The organism is Streptomyces capitiformicae, assembly GCF_002214185.1.
GTDB lineage: Bacteria > Actinomycetota > Actinomycetes > Streptomycetales > Streptomycetaceae > Streptomyces > Streptomyces capitiformicae.
In genome coordinates, this window is the sequence record NZ_CP022161.1 from 9,313,052 (window position 1) to 9,327,960 (window position 14,909).

11 protein-coding genes and 1 pseudogene are annotated in these 14,909 nt (G+C 70.3%); 5 read left to right on the forward strand and 7 right to left on the reverse strand.

The genetic code is table 11. The annotated features are described in order from the left end of the window. Positions 1-321 precede the first annotated feature (321 nt). Both CES90_RS41775 and CES90_RS41780 read left to right on the forward strand, forming a co-directional pair. Positions 322-2,097, forward strand: a complete 1,776-nt coding sequence (locus tag CES90_RS41775; protein WP_189782387.1) for an acetyl/propionyl/methylcrotonyl-CoA carboxylase subunit alpha — start codon at positions 322-324, stop codon at positions 2,095-2,097. A gap of 295 nt (positions 2,098-2,392) precedes the next feature. Then, positions 2,393-2,959 (forward strand): TetR/AcrR family transcriptional regulator, encoded by a 567-nt coding sequence (locus CES90_RS41780; RefSeq protein WP_189782386.1) that lies wholly within the window; start codon positions 2,393-2,395, stop codon positions 2,957-2,959. 96 nt (positions 2,960-3,055) lie between these two features. On the opposite strand, the gene CES90_RS41785 is transcribed toward CES90_RS41780, so the two are convergent. Together CES90_RS41785 and CES90_RS41790 are read right to left on the reverse strand one after the other, a co-directional pair. Further along, on the reverse strand, positions 3,056-4,072 hold the full coding sequence (locus tag CES90_RS41785; RefSeq protein WP_189782385.1) for a DeoR/GlpR family DNA-binding transcription regulator: 1,017 nt from the start codon (positions 4,070-4,072) through the stop codon (positions 3,056-3,058). 102 nt (positions 4,073-4,174) lie between these two features. Next, a complete protein-coding gene (locus tag CES90_RS41790) occupies positions 4,175-5,623 on the reverse strand; it encodes an NAD(P)H-quinone dehydrogenase (protein ID WP_189782384.1) in 1,449 nt (482 codons plus the stop codon). Between the two features lie 244 nt (positions 5,624-5,867). Here CES90_RS41790 and CES90_RS41795 point away from each other — a divergent pair, with 244 nt between their 5' ends. The 3 genes from CES90_RS41795 (at position 5,868) to CES90_RS41805 (ending at position 9,414) form a co-directional block, all read left to right on the forward strand. After that, positions 5,868-6,305 (forward strand): gamma-glutamylcyclotransferase, encoded by a 438-nt coding sequence (locus CES90_RS41795; RefSeq protein WP_189782383.1) that lies wholly within the window; start codon positions 5,868-5,870, stop codon positions 6,303-6,305. A 363-nt stretch (positions 6,306-6,668) separates the two neighbouring features. Continuing rightward, positions 6,669-7,493 (forward strand): purine-nucleoside phosphorylase, encoded by an 825-nt coding sequence (locus tag CES90_RS41800; protein ID WP_189782382.1) that lies wholly within the window; start codon positions 6,669-6,671, stop codon positions 7,491-7,493. Positions 7,494-7,773: 280 nt separating this feature from the next. Next, on the forward strand, positions 7,774-9,414 hold the full coding sequence (locus CES90_RS41805) for a phospho-sugar mutase (RefSeq protein ID WP_189782443.1): 1,641 nt from the start codon (positions 7,774-7,776) through the stop codon (positions 9,412-9,414). Positions 9,415-9,492: 78 nt separating this feature from the next. Here the strand turns inward: CES90_RS41805 and CES90_RS51460 are convergent, their stop codons facing one another. From CES90_RS51460 to CES90_RS41825, 5 genes and pseudogenes are all read right to left on the reverse strand, one after another. Next, positions 9,493-9,618, reverse strand: a complete 126-nt coding sequence (locus CES90_RS51460; RefSeq protein WP_268257016.1) for a hypothetical protein — start codon at positions 9,616-9,618, stop codon at positions 9,493-9,495. A gap of 79 nt (positions 9,619-9,697) precedes the next feature. Then, positions 9,698-11,395, reverse strand: a complete 1,698-nt coding sequence (locus tag CES90_RS41810) for a hypothetical protein (RefSeq protein WP_189782381.1) — start codon at positions 11,393-11,395, stop codon at positions 9,698-9,700. A 99-nt stretch (positions 11,396-11,494) separates the two neighbouring features. After that, the gene (locus CES90_RS51750; protein ID WP_332836413.1) at positions 11,495-11,857 is read right to left on the reverse strand and encodes a hypothetical protein; all 363 of its coding nucleotides are present in this window, start codon (positions 11,855-11,857) and stop codon (positions 11,495-11,497) included. A 31-nt stretch (positions 11,858-11,888) separates the two neighbouring features. Beyond that, on the reverse strand, positions 11,889-14,000 hold the full coding sequence (locus CES90_RS41820; RefSeq protein WP_332836438.1) for a Xaa-Pro dipeptidyl-peptidase: 2,112 nt from the start codon (positions 13,998-14,000) through the stop codon (positions 11,889-11,891). Between the two features lie 484 nt (positions 14,001-14,484). Further along, positions 14,485-14,874 (reverse strand): annotated as a pseudogene (locus CES90_RS41825) (NADPH-dependent F420 reductase); the annotation flags it as partial. Positions 14,875-14,909 lie beyond the last annotated feature (35 nt).

The following is a 14,909-nucleotide window of genomic DNA, read 5'->3' on the forward strand; positions in this document are numbered from 1 at the left end:
CGTGTTCGAGCCATCGCGAACGCTACTAACGGGTAAACCACGGGACAAGGGTTCTCGCGAGAGCAAAGAATCGTTGGGCCATTAGTAGGGACTCCACAAAGAAACCCGACCGGCCGCAGCGCGGCCGAACAGAGACCTTGACCACATGAGAGGGCTAGGGTTTTCGCGTGGTGTCCTGCGCCATGCTGTGCGACAAGGGATTTCGCCGTTCGAGCGAGCCTCGTCTCACGCTCCGTGTGGGCAAGCTCACCATTGAGGACGGGTCGAAACGCCGTGTCGGCAGTCCCTAAACTCGGCTTGTTTCAAGGAGAGGGAGCCATCGTGCGCAAGGTGTTGATCGCCAACCGAGGCGAAATCGCTGTCCGCGTCGCCCGGGCGTGCCGGGACGCCGGGATCGCGAGCGTGGCCGTGTACGCCGATCCGGACCGGGACGCGCTGCATGTGCGTGTCGCGGACGAGGCGTTCGCCCTGGGCGGTGACACCCCGGCGACCAGCTACCTGGACATCGCCAAGGTGCTGCAGGCCGCGAAGGACTCCGGCGCGGACGCGATCCACCCGGGCTACGGCTTCCTCTCGGAGAACGCTGACTTCGCGCAGGCGGTCCTGGACGCGGGCCTGATCTGGATCGGTCCGCCCCCGCAGGCGATCCGCGACCTCGGCGACAAGGTGGCGGCTCGTCACATCGCGCAGCGCGCGGGCGCCCCGCTGGTCGCGGGCACGCCCGACCCGGTGTCCGGCGCGGACGAGGTCGTGGCGTTCGCCGAGCAGCACGGCCTGCCGATCGCCATCAAGGCGGCGTTCGGCGGCGGCGGCCGCGGCCTGAAGGTCGCCCGCACCCTGGAAGAAGTGCCCGAGCTGTACGACTCGGCCGTCCGCGAGGCGGTCGCGGCCTTCGGCCGCGGCGAGTGCTTCGTCGAGCGCTACCTGGACAAGCCCCGCCACGTCGAGACCCAGTGCCTGGCCGACAGCCACGGCAACGTGGTCGTGGTCTCCACCCGTGACTGCTCCCTCCAGCGCCGCCACCAGAAGCTGGTGGAGGAGGCCCCGGCCCCGTTCCTCTCCGACGAGCAGAACGCCGAGCTGTACGCGGCCTCGAAGGCCATCCTCAAGGAGGCCGGTTACGTCGGCGCCGGCACCGTCGAGTTCCTCGTCGGCCTGGACGGGACGATCTCCTTCCTGGAGGTCAACACCCGTCTCCAGGTGGAGCACCCGGTCACCGAGGAGGTCACCGGCATCGACCTGGTCCGCGAGATGTTCCGTATCGCCGACGGCGAGGCACTCGGCTACGACGACCCGCCGCTGCGCGGCCATTCCTTCGAGTTCCGCATCAACGGCGAGGACCCGGGCCGGGGCTTCCTCCCGGCTCCCGGCACGGTCACGACGTTCGCCCCGCCGACGGGTCCCGGTGTCCGTCTGGACGCGGGTGTGGAGTCCGGCTCGGTCATCGGCCCGGCCTGGGACTCCCTCCTCGCGAAGCTGATCGTCACCGGCGCCACCCGCCAGCAGGCTCTCCAGCGCGCGGCCCGCGCCCTGGACGAGTTCACGGTCGAGGGCATGGCCACGGCGATCCCGTTCCACCGCGCGGTGGTGAGGGACCCGGCGTTCGCCCCCGAACTCACCGACGGCACGGACCCCTTCACGGTCCACACCCGCTGGATCGAGACCGAGTTCGTCAACGACATCAAGCCCTTCGCGGCCCCCGCCGACACCGCCGAGGCCGAGGACGAGGCCGACCGCGAGACGGTCGTCGTCGAGGTCGGCGGCAAGCGCCTGGAGGTCTCCCTCCCCGCTTCCCTCGGCATGACCCTGGCCCGCACCGGCCTCGCGGCAGGCGCCAGGCCGAAGCGCCGCGCGACAAAGAAGTCGGGCCCTGTGGCCTCCGGCGACACCCTCGCTTCCCCCATGCAGGGCACGATCGTCAAGGTCGCCGTCGAGGAGGGCCAGGAGGTCAAGGAAGGCGACCTCGTCGTCGTCCTGGAGGCCATGAAGATGGAACAGCCCCTCAACGCCCACCGCTCCGGCACCATCAAGGCCCTGTCGGCCGAGGTGGGCGCCTCGGTCACCTCAGGCGCGGTGATCTGCGAGATCAAGGACTGACACAAGGCTCGTACGACGCTCAGAGCGCCCGGCGAACTGGCTCAGCCAGCGGTCGGGCGCTCGACCGTTCGGGCGGCAACTTGATACTCCCGGCCGGGGTCCGCGCCCCTTTAGGGGCGCGGGGCTGTATTGATATGCGGCTCCGCCGCGCGGGCGCGATCAACCCCGCCCACCCGCAGCCGCCAATCCACCCCCACTCACCCGAGCTCTTAGGCTGAAGACATGCCCAGCGAAGAGAGCAGGTGAACCCATGGTGCGCACCAGCCCGGCTCAGCCTCCGGCAGGGGTTCGCCCCATGCGAGCAGACGCCCGCCGCAACCACGAGCGCCTCCTCGCAGAGGCCCGCCTCGTCTTCGCGGCCCAAGGAACAGCCGCCTCTCTCGAAGACATCGCCCGCCGCGCGAACGTAGGCATCGGCACCCTCTACCGCCACTTCCCCAACCGCCAAGCCCTACTGAGCGCGGTCTTCGAGGACGCGGTGGCTGACCTCCTGACCCGAGCCGAGGCCCACCTCGAAGCGGCCCAACCCTGCACCGCACTCGTGGCCTGGCTGCGCGACATCATCACCCACGCGGGCGAATACCGAGGCCTGTCCCAGGCCTTGATGACGGTGTCGTACACCGCCACCCCCGGCCCCGAAGAGGACACCTCGGACCTGGCCCGTTGCTGCGCCCCCATCCGGGAGGCCGGCGAGGCCCTGCTGAAGCGGGCCCAGGCGGCGGCCGCCGTACGCGACGACGTGTCCATCGGCGACCTGCTCCAGCTCACCAACGCCATCGCGCTGGCGGCCGAGGAAACCCCGGACGACCCGGAGTTGGCCGACCGCCTGCTGACGCTGACCGTGCGCGGCCTGAAACCGTAACCGGCATTGACCGGCATGGGACCGTAACCGGCATTGACCGGCATGGGACCGTAACCGACAGTGGCCCGATCCCGTGTGGCCGCCGGAGGCAGGAGGCTACCGGCGCCGCAGGTCCGCGACCCGGGCCGCCCGCTCCCTGTCCCGCTCACCGGCCGTCGGCTGGTCCCCGAGGACCGTGGCGCTGCGCAGCTGCGGTGCGGAGCCGTGGACCTGGTTGCGGCGCGGCCCGGGCAGGGGCACCTCCCGGCGTGACTGCGACGGGCGCGCCGGGACAGGATCGCCTCCCGTACCACCGCCGCCGCCCGACGCCCCGGCGACCGCGATCTGCACACCCTGGTCGGCCAGGGCCTGCAACTCGGTGACCGCACGGTCGTCGTGGCCGGGCGGGTCGTCCGTCACCAGCCGGGTGATCACATCGGTCGGCACCGTCTGGAACATCGTGTCGGTGCCGAGCTTGGTGTGATCGGCGAGGACGACGACCTCGGCGGCGGCCTGGACCAGCGCGCGGTCGACGGACGCCGACAGCATGTTGGACGTGGACAGCCCGCGCTCGGCGGTCAGTCCGCTCCCGGAGAGGAAGGCCTTGGAGACACGCAGCCCCTGGAGGGACTGCTCGGCGCCGGAGCCGACCAGGGCGTAGTTGGAACCGCGCAGGGTGCCGCCGGTCATCACGACCTCCACACGGTTGGCGTGGGCCAACGCCTGGGCCACCAACAGGGAGTTGGTGACGACGGTCAGCCCGGGGACCCGCGCGAGCCGGCGTGCCAGCTCCTGCGTGGTGGTCCCCGCCCCGACCACGATGGCCTCGCCCTCTTCGACGAGGCTCGCGGCGAGATCGGCGATGGCCGTCTTCTCGGCGGTCGCGAGATGAGATTTCTGCGGAAAGCCGGACTCCCGCGTGAACCCGCCCGGCAATACCGCACCGCCGTGCCGGCGGTCGAGGAGTCCTTCTGCCTCCAGAGCGCGCACGTCCCGCCGTACGGTCACTTCGGAGGTCTGGACGACGCGGGCGAGCTCACGGAGCGACACGGCTCCGTTGGCCCGCACCATTTCGAGGATCAATTGGCGACGTTCTGCAGCGAACACGAAACTGACAGTAACGCCAACGACCATCTGCTTTCAGCAGTTTGCGCCGAATAACAGAAGTTGCACGTACAGCGGGTCGAGAAGTGATATAGGGGCCAACCGGACAGAAACGCGACCGATCCGTCCTCGTCAGACGCCGCCACCGGACTTGCGCGTGTGCAACTGGCGCGCGACCTCGGCGATCGAACCCGACAGGGACGGGTACACGGTGAAGGCGTTCGCGATCTGCTCGACGGTCAGGTTGTTGTCGACCGCGATCGAGATGGGGTGGATCAGTTCCGAGGCGCGCGGGGAGACCACGACACCGCCGACGACGATCCCGGTGCCGGGCCGGCAGAAGATCTTGACGAAGCCGTCCCGGATGCCCTGCATCTTGGCGCGCGGGTTGCGCAGCAGCGGCAGCTTCACCCCGACGGCGTCGATGACTCCGGAGTCGAGGTCGGCCTGGGTGTAGCCGACGGTGGCGATCTCGGGGTCGGTGAAGACGTTGGAGGACACGGTCTTCAGGTTGAGCGGGGCCACCGCGTCGCCCAGGAAGTGGTACATGGCGATACGGCCCTGCATGGCGGCCACGGAAGCGAGGGCGAAGACACCGGTGACGTCACCGGCGGCGTACACGCCCGGCGCGCTGGTGCGGGAGACCTTGTCGGTCCAGATGTGCCCGGAGTCCTTGAGCTTGACCCCGGCCTCCTCCAGTCCCATGCCCGCGCTGTTGGGGATGGCACCGACGGCCATCAGACAGTGCGTGCCGCTGATGACCCGCCCGTCGGCGAGCGTGACCTCGACCCGGTCCCCGACCCGCTTGGCGGACTGGGCCCGTGACCGCGCCATGACGTTCATGCCGCGCCGCCGGAACACGTCCTCCAGGACGGCGGCTGCGTCCGGGTCCTCACCGGGAAGCACCCGATCACGGCTGGACACGAGCGTGACCCGCGACCCGAGCGCCTGATAGGCACCGGCGAACTCGGCACCGGTCACACCCGACCCGACCACGATCAGCTCTTCGGGCAGCTCGTCGAGGTCGTAGACCTGCGTCCAGTTGAGGATCCGCTCCCCGTCGGGCTGGGCGTCGGGCAGCTCGCGCGGATGTCCACCGGTGGCGATGAGCACGGCATCGGCGATCAGGATCTCCTCGGACCCGTCGGCGGCCCGCACCACGACCTTCCGCGACCCGTCCAGGTCCTGCTGGCCCTCCAGCCGCCCGCGCCCGCGCATGACCCGCGCGCCGGCGCGCGTCACAGACGCCGTGATGTCGTGCGACTGCGCCAGCGCGAGCCGCTTCACACGCCGGTTGACCTTGCCGAGGTCGACGCCCACGACACGCGCGGGCGTATCGATGTGCGGCGTGTCGTCCGCGACGATGATCCCGAGTTCCTCGTAGGAGGAGTCGAAGGTCGTCATCACCTCGGCGGTGGCGATGAGCGTCTTCGACGGCACGCAGTCGGTCAGCACCGACGCCCCGCCCAGACCGTCGCAGTCCACGACGGTCACCTCCGCACCGAGCTGCGCGGCCACCAGCGCCGCCTCATAGCCGCCGGGTCCGCCACCGATGATCACGATCCGAGTCACGTACCCCATTGTCCCGTACTACGGGCCGTGCCACTGCGCCGGGGTACCGGGCGCCCCTTAAAGGCCGGGGCCCGCCCCCGCCTTAAGGGGCGCAGGGCTGTGACATATGCGGCTCCGCCGCGATGGGGGTCCCCCCGCTCGAGCGAAGCCGAGAGTGGGGGAGCGCTCAGCCCTCACCCACCCGCACCCGAAGCACAACCCGAGTTACCCGGCACTCCAAGCGGAGCGCTCCCGCTCCCGTACCCTCTCCCCCATGTCGCTCTACGCCGCCTACGCCGGCAACATGGACGCCCGCCTGATGTCCCGCCGCGCCCCCCACTCCCCGCTGCGCGCAACCGGCTGGCTGAACGACTGGCGACTGACCTTCGGCGGCGAGCACATGGGCTGGGAGGGCGCCCTGGCGACGGTCGTCGAGGCCCCGCGTTCCCAGGTCTTCGTGGCGCTGTACGACATCGCCCCCATGGACGAGGACGCGATGGACCGCTGGGTCGGGGTGGGCCTCGACATATACCGCCGGATGCGGGTCCGCGTACACACCCTGGACGGCGAGGAACCGGCCTGGGTCTACGTCCTCAACAGCTACGAGGGCGGCCTGCCCTCGGCGCGCTACCTCGGCGAGATCGCCGACGCCGCCGAGTCGGCGGGCGCACCACACGATTACGTGATGGAGCTGCGCAAGCGGCCTTGCTGAGGGTGGCCGGCCCCAGGCTTGGCCGGACCGACGCACGACCCGCAGCAGCGTGCCGCGTTCGACAAGGGCATCACGATGCCGGCCCAGGACCCGTTCCCCGACCTGTCCCGGCCCATAAGCTCCACCGGAGACGAGACCGGACGATCCGGCTGACGCAGAGCACCCTCATCGAGTACACGGTCAGCGTGGGCCGCCTACTGATCTTCATTGTCGAGGTCTTCAACGACAAGGACATCTTCGTTCCGGGCGAGTGACCACCCGGCCGCCGCACGCATCCTTTGGTTGGAAACGACAAGACAACGATCCCAATCCCGTGAGCCTGATCATCTACGCGCGTAGGCCAGGACCGGATACCCTCGTCGCGTGAACGCTTCTCTTCTTCCGGACGACATCCAGGGCGACCCGTACGCCGCCGCCGACGCCGCCGCCGCGCGCCTGCGTGAGCTCACGGGCGCCGAGACCCACGACGTCGCCCTCGTGATGGGCTCCGGCTGGGCCCCGGCCGTGGACGCCCTTGGCGCCCCCGAGGCCGAGTTCCAGGTTACCGAGCTGCCCGGTTTCCCGCCGCCGGCGGTCGAGGGCCACGGCGGCAGGGTCCGCTCCTACAAGATCGGTGACAAGCGCGCGCTCGTCTTCCTGGGCCGCACGCACTACTACGAGGGCCGCGGTGTCGCCGCCGTCGCACACGGCGTCCGTACGGCCGTCGCCGCCGGCGTCAAGACCATCGTCCTCACCAACGGCTGCGGCGGTCTGCGCGAGGGTATGCGTCCCGGTCAGCCGGTCCTGATCAGCGACCATCTGAACCTGACGGCGACGTCGCCGATCGTGGGCGCGAACTTCGTGGACCTCACGGACCTCTACTCCCCGCGTCTGCGCGCCCTCTGCAAGGAGATCGACCCCTCCCTCGAAGAGGGCGTCTACGCGCAGTTCACCGGGCCGCACTACGAGACTCCGGCGGAGATCCGCATGGCCCGCGTCATCGGCGCGGACCTGGTCGGCATGTCGACGGTCCTGGAGGCCATCGCCGCGCGCGAGGCGGGCGCCGAGGTCCTGGGCATCTCCCTGGTGACGAACCTCGCCGCCGGTATGACGGGTGAGCCCCTCAACCACGAGGAGGTCCTCCAGGCCGGCCGCGACTCGGCGGCGCGCATGGGCGCCCTCCTGACCCAGGTCCTGGACCGGCTGTAACGGCGCGGCAGAGCTCGGACGTGCGGGTGGTGTGTGGTCGCTCGCACAGTTCCCCGCGCCCCTGAGAAGCAGGGGTTGCGCCCCGTGCTTTTGTCTTTCAGGGGCGCGGGGAGCTGCGCGAACAATCCCCACCCACCCGCACCCGCCACACCTACCGCATCCCCCGAGCTCTTCTGCGGGGGTCGAAGGGGCGCAGCCCCTGGGGGATGGGAAGGGTAGGGGCGGCGGGGGCGAGAAAAATCGACCCCACACACAAACAAAGGACGAGAGGTTGACCCCCGTGCACGACGACCTGATCGCCCGCGCCAAGGCGTGGCTGGCCGAGGACCCCGACCCGGAAACCCGCGACGAACTCGCCAAGCTGATCGACGCCGGGGACACCGCGGAGCTCGCCGCACGCTTCAGCGGCACCCTCCAGTTCGGCACCGCCGGCCTCCGCGGTGAACTCGGCGCCGGCCCCATGCGCATGAACCGCTCGGTCGTCATCCGCGCCGCCGCCGGCCTCGCCGCGTACCTGAACAGGAAGGGCGCCACCGGCGGCCTCGTCGTCATCGGCTACGACGCCCGCCACAAGTCCGCCGACTTCGCCCGCGACACGGCCGCCGTGATGACCGGCGCCGGCCTCCGCGCGGCCGTCCTCCCCCGCCCCCTCCCCACGCCCGTCCTGGCCTTCGCCATAAGGCACCTGGGCGCGGTGGCCGGTGTGGAGGTCACGGCCAGCCACAACCCGCCCCGCGACAACGGCTACAAGGTCTACCTGGGCGACGGCTCCCAGATCGTGCCCCCGGCGGACGCCGAGATCGCGGCGGAGATCGACGCCGTCCGGTCCCTGAACGACGTCCCCCGCCCGGACGCCGGCTGGGACACCCTCGACGACACCGTCCTGGACGCCTATCTGGCCCGTACTGACGCGGTCCTCGCCCCCGGCTCCCCCCGCACCGCCCGCACGGTGTACACGGCCATGCACGGCGTCGGCAAGGGCACCCTCCTCGCCGCCTTCGCCCGAGCCGGCTTCCCGGCGCCCGTGCTGGTCGCCGAGCAGGCGGAGCCGGACCCGGACTTCCCGACCGTCGCCTTCCCGAACCCGGAGGAGCCGGGCGCGATGGACCTCGCCTTCGCGAAGGCCCACGAGACCGACCCCGACCTGATCGTCGCCAACGACCCCGACGCCGACCGCTGCGCCGTGGCAGTCAAGGAGGGCAATCAAGGTGGGGCCTGGCGGATGCTGCGCGGTGACGAGGTCGGCGCGCTCCTCGCCACCCACCTGGTCCGGCGCGGCGCGCGCGGCACCTTCGCCGAGTCGATCGTCTCCTCCTCCCTCCTCGGCCGTATCGCCGAGAAGGCCGGCCTCCCCTACGAGGAGACCCTGACCGGCTTCAAGTGGATCGCCCGTGTCGAGGGCCTGCGCTACGGCTACGAGGAGGCGCTCGGCTACTGCGTCGACCCCGAGGGCGTACGCGACAAGGACGGCATCACCGCGGCCCTCGTCATCACCGAGCTGGCCTCGCAGCTGAAGGAGGAGGGCCGCACCCTGCTCGACCTCCTGGACGACATCGCCGTCGAGTACGGCCTGCACGCCACCGACCAGCTCTCGGTCCGCGTCCAGGACCTGTCGGTCATCGCCCGTGCCATGGAGCGGCTCCGTGAGCAGCCGCCGACCGCCCTCGCGGGCCTCACCATCACCAGGGCCGAGGACCTCACCCGGGGCACGGACGAGCTCCCGCCCACGGACGGCCTGCGCTACACGCTCGACGGCGCCCGTGTGATCGTCCGCCCCAGCGGCACGGAGCCCAAGCTCAAGTGCTACCTGGAGGTCGTCGTTCCGGTCGCCTCTCACGAGGGCCTGCCCGAGGCCCACGCCAAGGCGACGGACCTGCTGGCCGCCATCAAGCGGGATCTGTCGACAGCAGCGGGCATCTGAGCCAGAGCGCCAGACGCCCCACGACGAAGCCCCGGCCGGACCACGGCGGATTCCAGGGGTCGTCGCAACACAAGTTGATCAACTGGCTGTGACCAGGAGCTTGGCGAGACGCTCGGCTGGGGTTTCCCAGCCGAGCGTTTTGCGTGGGCGGCCGTTGAGTTCGGCGGCGACGGTGTCCAGGTTCTCCCGGATCTTGAAGTCCATCGCACCCCTTGAGCTGGGGTGTTGCGACGACCACTGGAACCCAAGCACCGACCGGGGCTTTCCCACACCCACCGCCCCGCTATGGCACCAGCACCAGTACCGCCACCCACAACACGGCGAGCACCACGCCCAGCGGCCACAGCACGCGGCCGCGCGCCCGCTCGGCGCTGACCTCGGTGGGCCGCAGCGCGGGGTCCTTCCACATGGCGGTGATCTCGGCGGCCACCCTCTCGTACGGGTGGATCAGCCCGAACCGCCGCTCCAGCCGGGCCCACCGCGGCGCATGCGTCGTCCACGGTGCCCCGAACCGCGCCCGGCGGCTGTCCACCTTCAGCTCGCCGCCCTCGCACTTCACGGTCATGACGTGGTCCCACTCGATGTGCCGAACCCGGCCCATGCCGTTGAACCAGAGCCCGTCCCGGTCGGCGGTGATCCACCAAGCGGCCATGCCGGGCAGGAGAAACGCGCCGCCGAGCCCGAGCAGGGCGCCCGGAATGTACCGCCACAACCCGCCCTCGGGCAGCACCATGAGAGCCGCCCACACCACGAGCACCGTACACACGGCCCAGTCCAGCCACCCGGCCCGCCACCGCCGTACCGCACCCGACCCCAGGTGCTCCGCCGTCACCGCCGCCGCGGCCTCCCGCCGGTCCGCATAGGCCGCGTTCCGCCTGACCCGGGCCTTCTCCGCCCCGACCCGACGCCGTACGGCCCGCTCGGACAGCGCCCGCACAGGCCCGGCGGAGGACTCCACGACGAGTTCCTCGTCCACGTCATCGAGGTCCTCGGGCGCACTGACGATCACGATCTCGCCACCCTCGTACGGGGCCCCGTACAACACGGCATCACGCAACGCCCCGGCCTGCTCGTCGTCCCCCTCATCGTTCTCGAGCGAGTCGAGCAGCTCATCCATCTCCTCCTGACTGAGCCGCCGCTCCCCCTCGTCGTCATCCTCGTCCCCGTCGCCGTACCACTCCTCGGCGGCGACGGTGAACAACGGCCGCACCGCGTCCACGTCATCGGCGGCGAACACCTCGACGTCCCCGTTCGCGCCGTCACGCATGAGCACCCGCAGCACAGGCACAGGAGCCCCCCGCAACGCGGCGGCCCGCCGCCGGCCCAGCCAGCCGGAGAGCACCGAGGTGACCCCCAAGCCGACCACGAACCACCCGGCCAACGTCGCCTCGAGCCGATCGGCGGCAACGTCCAACCCGGACCCGAAGAAGACCAGCACCCCACCGAGAACAGCCGGCACAAGCCCCAGCCCGACGAGGAACCGCCCACGCCGCAGCGGCCCGACCCCGTCCGGCAGAGAGGCCATCACCCCCTCGGCGGCCGCCAGGGCCCACTGCCGCTGTGTCCGCCGCGCACTCATCCGAATCTCGGCCATCGCCCAGGTCGCGGTCACGGCCAGAGTGGCCACCAGGGTCGCCACATCGCGCGATCCCCCGTACCAGGCCAGCACGAAGAACAACACGGGCGCGGACACCCGTACGACCTCGGGCCGCACCAGAGTCCACACCAACTGCAACGAGAACAGCGCGGCAGGACCAGGCGGCACATCAACGAGATTCGCCAGCCAGAGCCCGCACAACAGCCCGACCACGGCCACGGCAAGCACATGGATGGACCGCGTCCGCACCGGCACCCACACCGGAGGCTGAGCCTTGGCCCACGCCCGCACCCGCTCCCCGCCCCAGGAGTGACACCCCTCGGGCACGGCGGACTCGGGCAACCGCCGTGACGGCTGCCCCTGCAACTCGATATGCGCGCTCATCGACACCCAGACACTCGGATCGTCACAGTGGTTTGCCAGCCATGGGTACGACCCGAACGCGAAGCCCGTTCGCAGGAACCCCAAGAGACCGCCGACCGGTCACCCCAACGCGATCAGAACCGCCAGCAGCACGGCCCCCGCCACCGCCGGCCCCATGATCTCCCAGGCCCACCGCACACTGGGCTCCCCCTGGGACCCGGTGGCCTTGGCCCGGGCCTCGCACAAATCCCTCAGATCGGCCATGATCTGATCGCCCTCGGACCGCATGGGCTGGTCGACCAGAGAGGTACGACCGCTGCTGTCCCCCCGCGCCTCACGGGCCTGCCGCCGAGCGGCCTTCTTCCGCGCCCGGAGCGAAACGGGAATGGCCCACAACTGGTACTTGGTCCCGGCCTCGTCGATCACCTCGTTCGAGAACCCCGAACGCAACGAGGCCACGCTCGCCCACGGCAACTCGATCACCCGGAACGGATTACGTACCCGCAGCCGATCATCATTGGCGAAAACAGCGGGCCGAAGCGAGAACGCCACCACCACCGGCACAGCACACAACATCGCCGCCAACGCCAACCAGGGCGTACGCCCCTCCCCCGAAACCACCGCATCGCCCCCGAGCCACCCGAAGATCCCGAGCAGCATCACACCCCCCACCAGCCCAGCAGGCGACCGATAGACCCGATCCTTGTACACGGGCTTCGCGGCTGCTGCCGGCGTCGACTTCTGCTCGTTCGACGCCCGATCCGGGTTGCTCATACCCCCGATTCTGCCCGACCCCCCAACCCCCACGGCGACCACCCCGCAACCCCAACGACGGGCCGCCCGCAAGCCACGCCAACGGGGCGGCCGCAAGACGGCGGAAGGGGCCGTGCCGGTACGTCATGCCCGTCGCGTGGAGCGGCCCAGAGAACCCCAACCCATCAACCCCGAGCAGTAGGGCACCGTCGGAGGCGTGGTTGCCGAGGTCGGCCCACCCGCGGCTGAACACGGTGTAGTCGACGGACTTCTTCTTTGCCCGCGTTGCCTTGAAGCAGGCGCTGTCCCGCTTGGTGCTGCTGCCCCAGCAGGTGCGGTTGGTGAGGGTGGTGATGCCCTCGGCCTTGTCGGCGTAGTCCCGGATGGTGGCGGGGCCGAGGTCGACGAGGACGGCGGACAGGTGGGCCGTCGAGGTGGTCGGGGTGGCGGTGACGGTGACCTTGGTGGAGCCGGACAGACGCAGGTCACGGGTGAGCGGCTTGGTCAGGAAGCCGGCCTTCTCGGGCGTCGTGCTGCCGATCCGTGCCGCCCAGTCGGTTTCGCTGCGCGCCCGGTTGTCAGTGAACCTCTCGGTGCCGGTGCCGGTGCCGGTGCCGGTGCCGGTGCCCTTGCTCAGGCCGAGGGTCCCTACGCCCGGCCGATTTCCGGTGGCCGGGTGAAGGGTGGTGGTGTGCGTGGCGTGCGGCGGCCACACATTCGAGGTGACCCACTGGTCGGGGTGGCGCTCGATGTCGGCCATGGGCTCACGGTCGATGCCGTTGTCGTAGCCGAGGAGTTCGTGGTCGAACCAGCGGTGCAGGGTGCGGACCCAGTCGGCGCGCCGGAAGTCGAAGGGGTCGACGTGACCGGTCTGGGAGAGCCAGATCTTGCGTTCGGCGCCGTTCTTCGCGAGGGCTGCCCACCACTGCCCGAAGTGCTTGGCACGGACGTTGAGGTCCTGCGTCCCGTGCACGAGAAACACGCTCGCGCGTACCTTCGCCGCGTCCTTGACGTAGTCGCGCTCAGTCCACAGGGGCGTCCAGTCACCGCTGCGCGGGGCTCCGTCGATGAGCTTGCGCTCCGTGGCCGCACAGTGCCTGGAGGCGTTGTCGCTCTGCACTGCGAAGGACAGCCAGTCGGGGCCGAACTCGGAGAACGGGGCACCCTTGGCGAAGTAGTAGTCGTACCAGGAGGAGATCGCGCTGATCGGAACGATCGTCTTCAGGCCCTTGACGCCGGTGGCGGCGACGCCGCCCGCGATGGTGCCGTCCCAGCTCTTGCCGATCATGCCCGTGCGGCCGTTGGTCCAGGTCGCCTTGACGGCGGTGCCGCCGCGGCGGCTGGTGTAGGCCCTGGCGCGGCCGTTCAGCCAGTCGATGACGGCCTTCGCGGACCGTATGTCGCTGCGGCCGCCGACGTCGACGCAACCGTCGGAGCGGTTGGTGCCGGCGAGGTCGACGCCGACGAAGGCGTAGCCGCGGGGAACGAAGTAGTTGTCGTAGAACAGCGGCATCCGGGCGACGCGACCGCGCGTGTCGTACGTCTTCTTCTGGTTTTCGTTGCCGCGCCCGCAGCAGGAGTAGTACGGGCTGGCGTCCATGATGACGGGGACCTTGCGGCCCTGCCGGGCGGGTTCGCGGGGCCGGACGATGTCGGCGGCGACGCGGTCGGTCCTCCCGTCGCCGTCGCCGTCGAGGCCGGTGTCCACCCAGACGGACTCACGGACGGCATGGGCGTAGGAGTGGACCGGTTGGCTTTCCTTCGGGGCGGGGGCGGCCTGGGCCGCCGCCGGGGTGAGGAAGGCGGCCAGCAGGGCGGCGACGGACGCGGTCGCGTACGTTCTGTAGATCGTGAAGCGCGTGCGTTTCTGCATACGCGGAGGCGGCCCAACGACCGTGGGCACGGTCACGATGATCGCGTGCCGTGGAGGTGGCGTTTCGTGCGAGAACTCCGTCTGAGTCATGCGCACAACGTCGCCGGTCCCGACGCCTTGACGCGTCTGCCGAGCTTCCGGACCACCCCCGCCGAATGGCCAAGGACGCCGAGCCGATCGACCATCACCGGGAGCGACTCCGGTGTCGCAGCTGGAACCGAGATGCTCCTGCATCGTGTCCCTGCAGCTCTCCGTCCGGGCCACGTTCTGCTTGAGGATCAAGAGGGCTGTCAAACGATTTACAGTCCCGCGGAACGGCATCTCCGGCCGGCCTCCCGGTCCGCGACCAGCACGGGCATGCCTATGCCAACCTCGAGACAGACGACAAGCCGGGCTTGTGCGACTGACCTCCCCATCCGTTTACGCGAGGCTGATCCACAAGCGAGTGGCCAGCGGGCAGCGCAAGACGGCGCCGGCCTGACGGATCGCTGAGGCGCAGGCCGGCGCGGGCCTTGTAGCGGCGGTTCACCGAGATCAGGTTGGCTACCGACACTCCACTTGCTGGGCGTTGCACAGTCGTCCGCCGTAGAGGCCGCGTGCGCCCGGGAGGCGTGAGGCGAGTGCCTGGACGGTGTCGGTGGCGGCGCGTTCGTCGTCCAGGACGAGTACGTCGGTGTCGATCTTCTCGATCTGCCGGTCTTCCAGAGTGACGGCGGAGAGAAGGTGAAACGCGGCGGTCACCCGGGAGTCCGGCAACAGGGCGGCAGCCTGCTGAGCGGCGCTGCCCTCCTCGGGCCTGAGTGCGGAGGCCCTTCTTGCCGAAGCCGAGCGGGTTGACGCAGTCGACCACGATCTTGCCGGCGAGTTCCTCGTCGAAAGTCGTCATGCTGCGGTCCTCGGCTCGTTCGG

Coding starts and splice junctions, on each gene's coding strand:
- CES90_RS41810 (WP_189782381.1), bottom strand. CDS start 11,395: ATGAGCGCGCATATCGAGTTGCAGGGGCAGCCGTCACGGCGGTTGCCC.
- CES90_RS41795 (WP_189782383.1), top strand. CDS start 5,868: ATGTCGCTCTACGCCGCCTACGCCGGCAACATGGACGCCCGCCTGATG.
- CES90_RS51460 (WP_268257016.1), bottom strand. CDS start 9,618: ATGGACTTCAAGATCCGGGAGAACCTGGACACCGTCGCCGCCGAACTC.
- CES90_RS41790 (WP_189782384.1), bottom strand. CDS start 5,623: ATGGGGTACGTGACTCGGATCGTGATCATCGGTGGCGGACCCGGCGGC.
- CES90_RS41780 (WP_189782386.1), top strand. CDS start 2,393: ATGCGAGCAGACGCCCGCCGCAACCACGAGCGCCTCCTCGCAGAGGCC.
- CES90_RS41820 (WP_332836438.1), bottom strand. CDS start 14,000: ATGCAGAAACGCACGCGCTTCACGATCTACAGAACGTACGCGACCGCG.
- CES90_RS41785 (WP_189782385.1), bottom strand. CDS start 4,072: ATGGTCGTTGGCGTTACTGTCAGTTTCGTGTTCGCTGCAGAACGTCGC.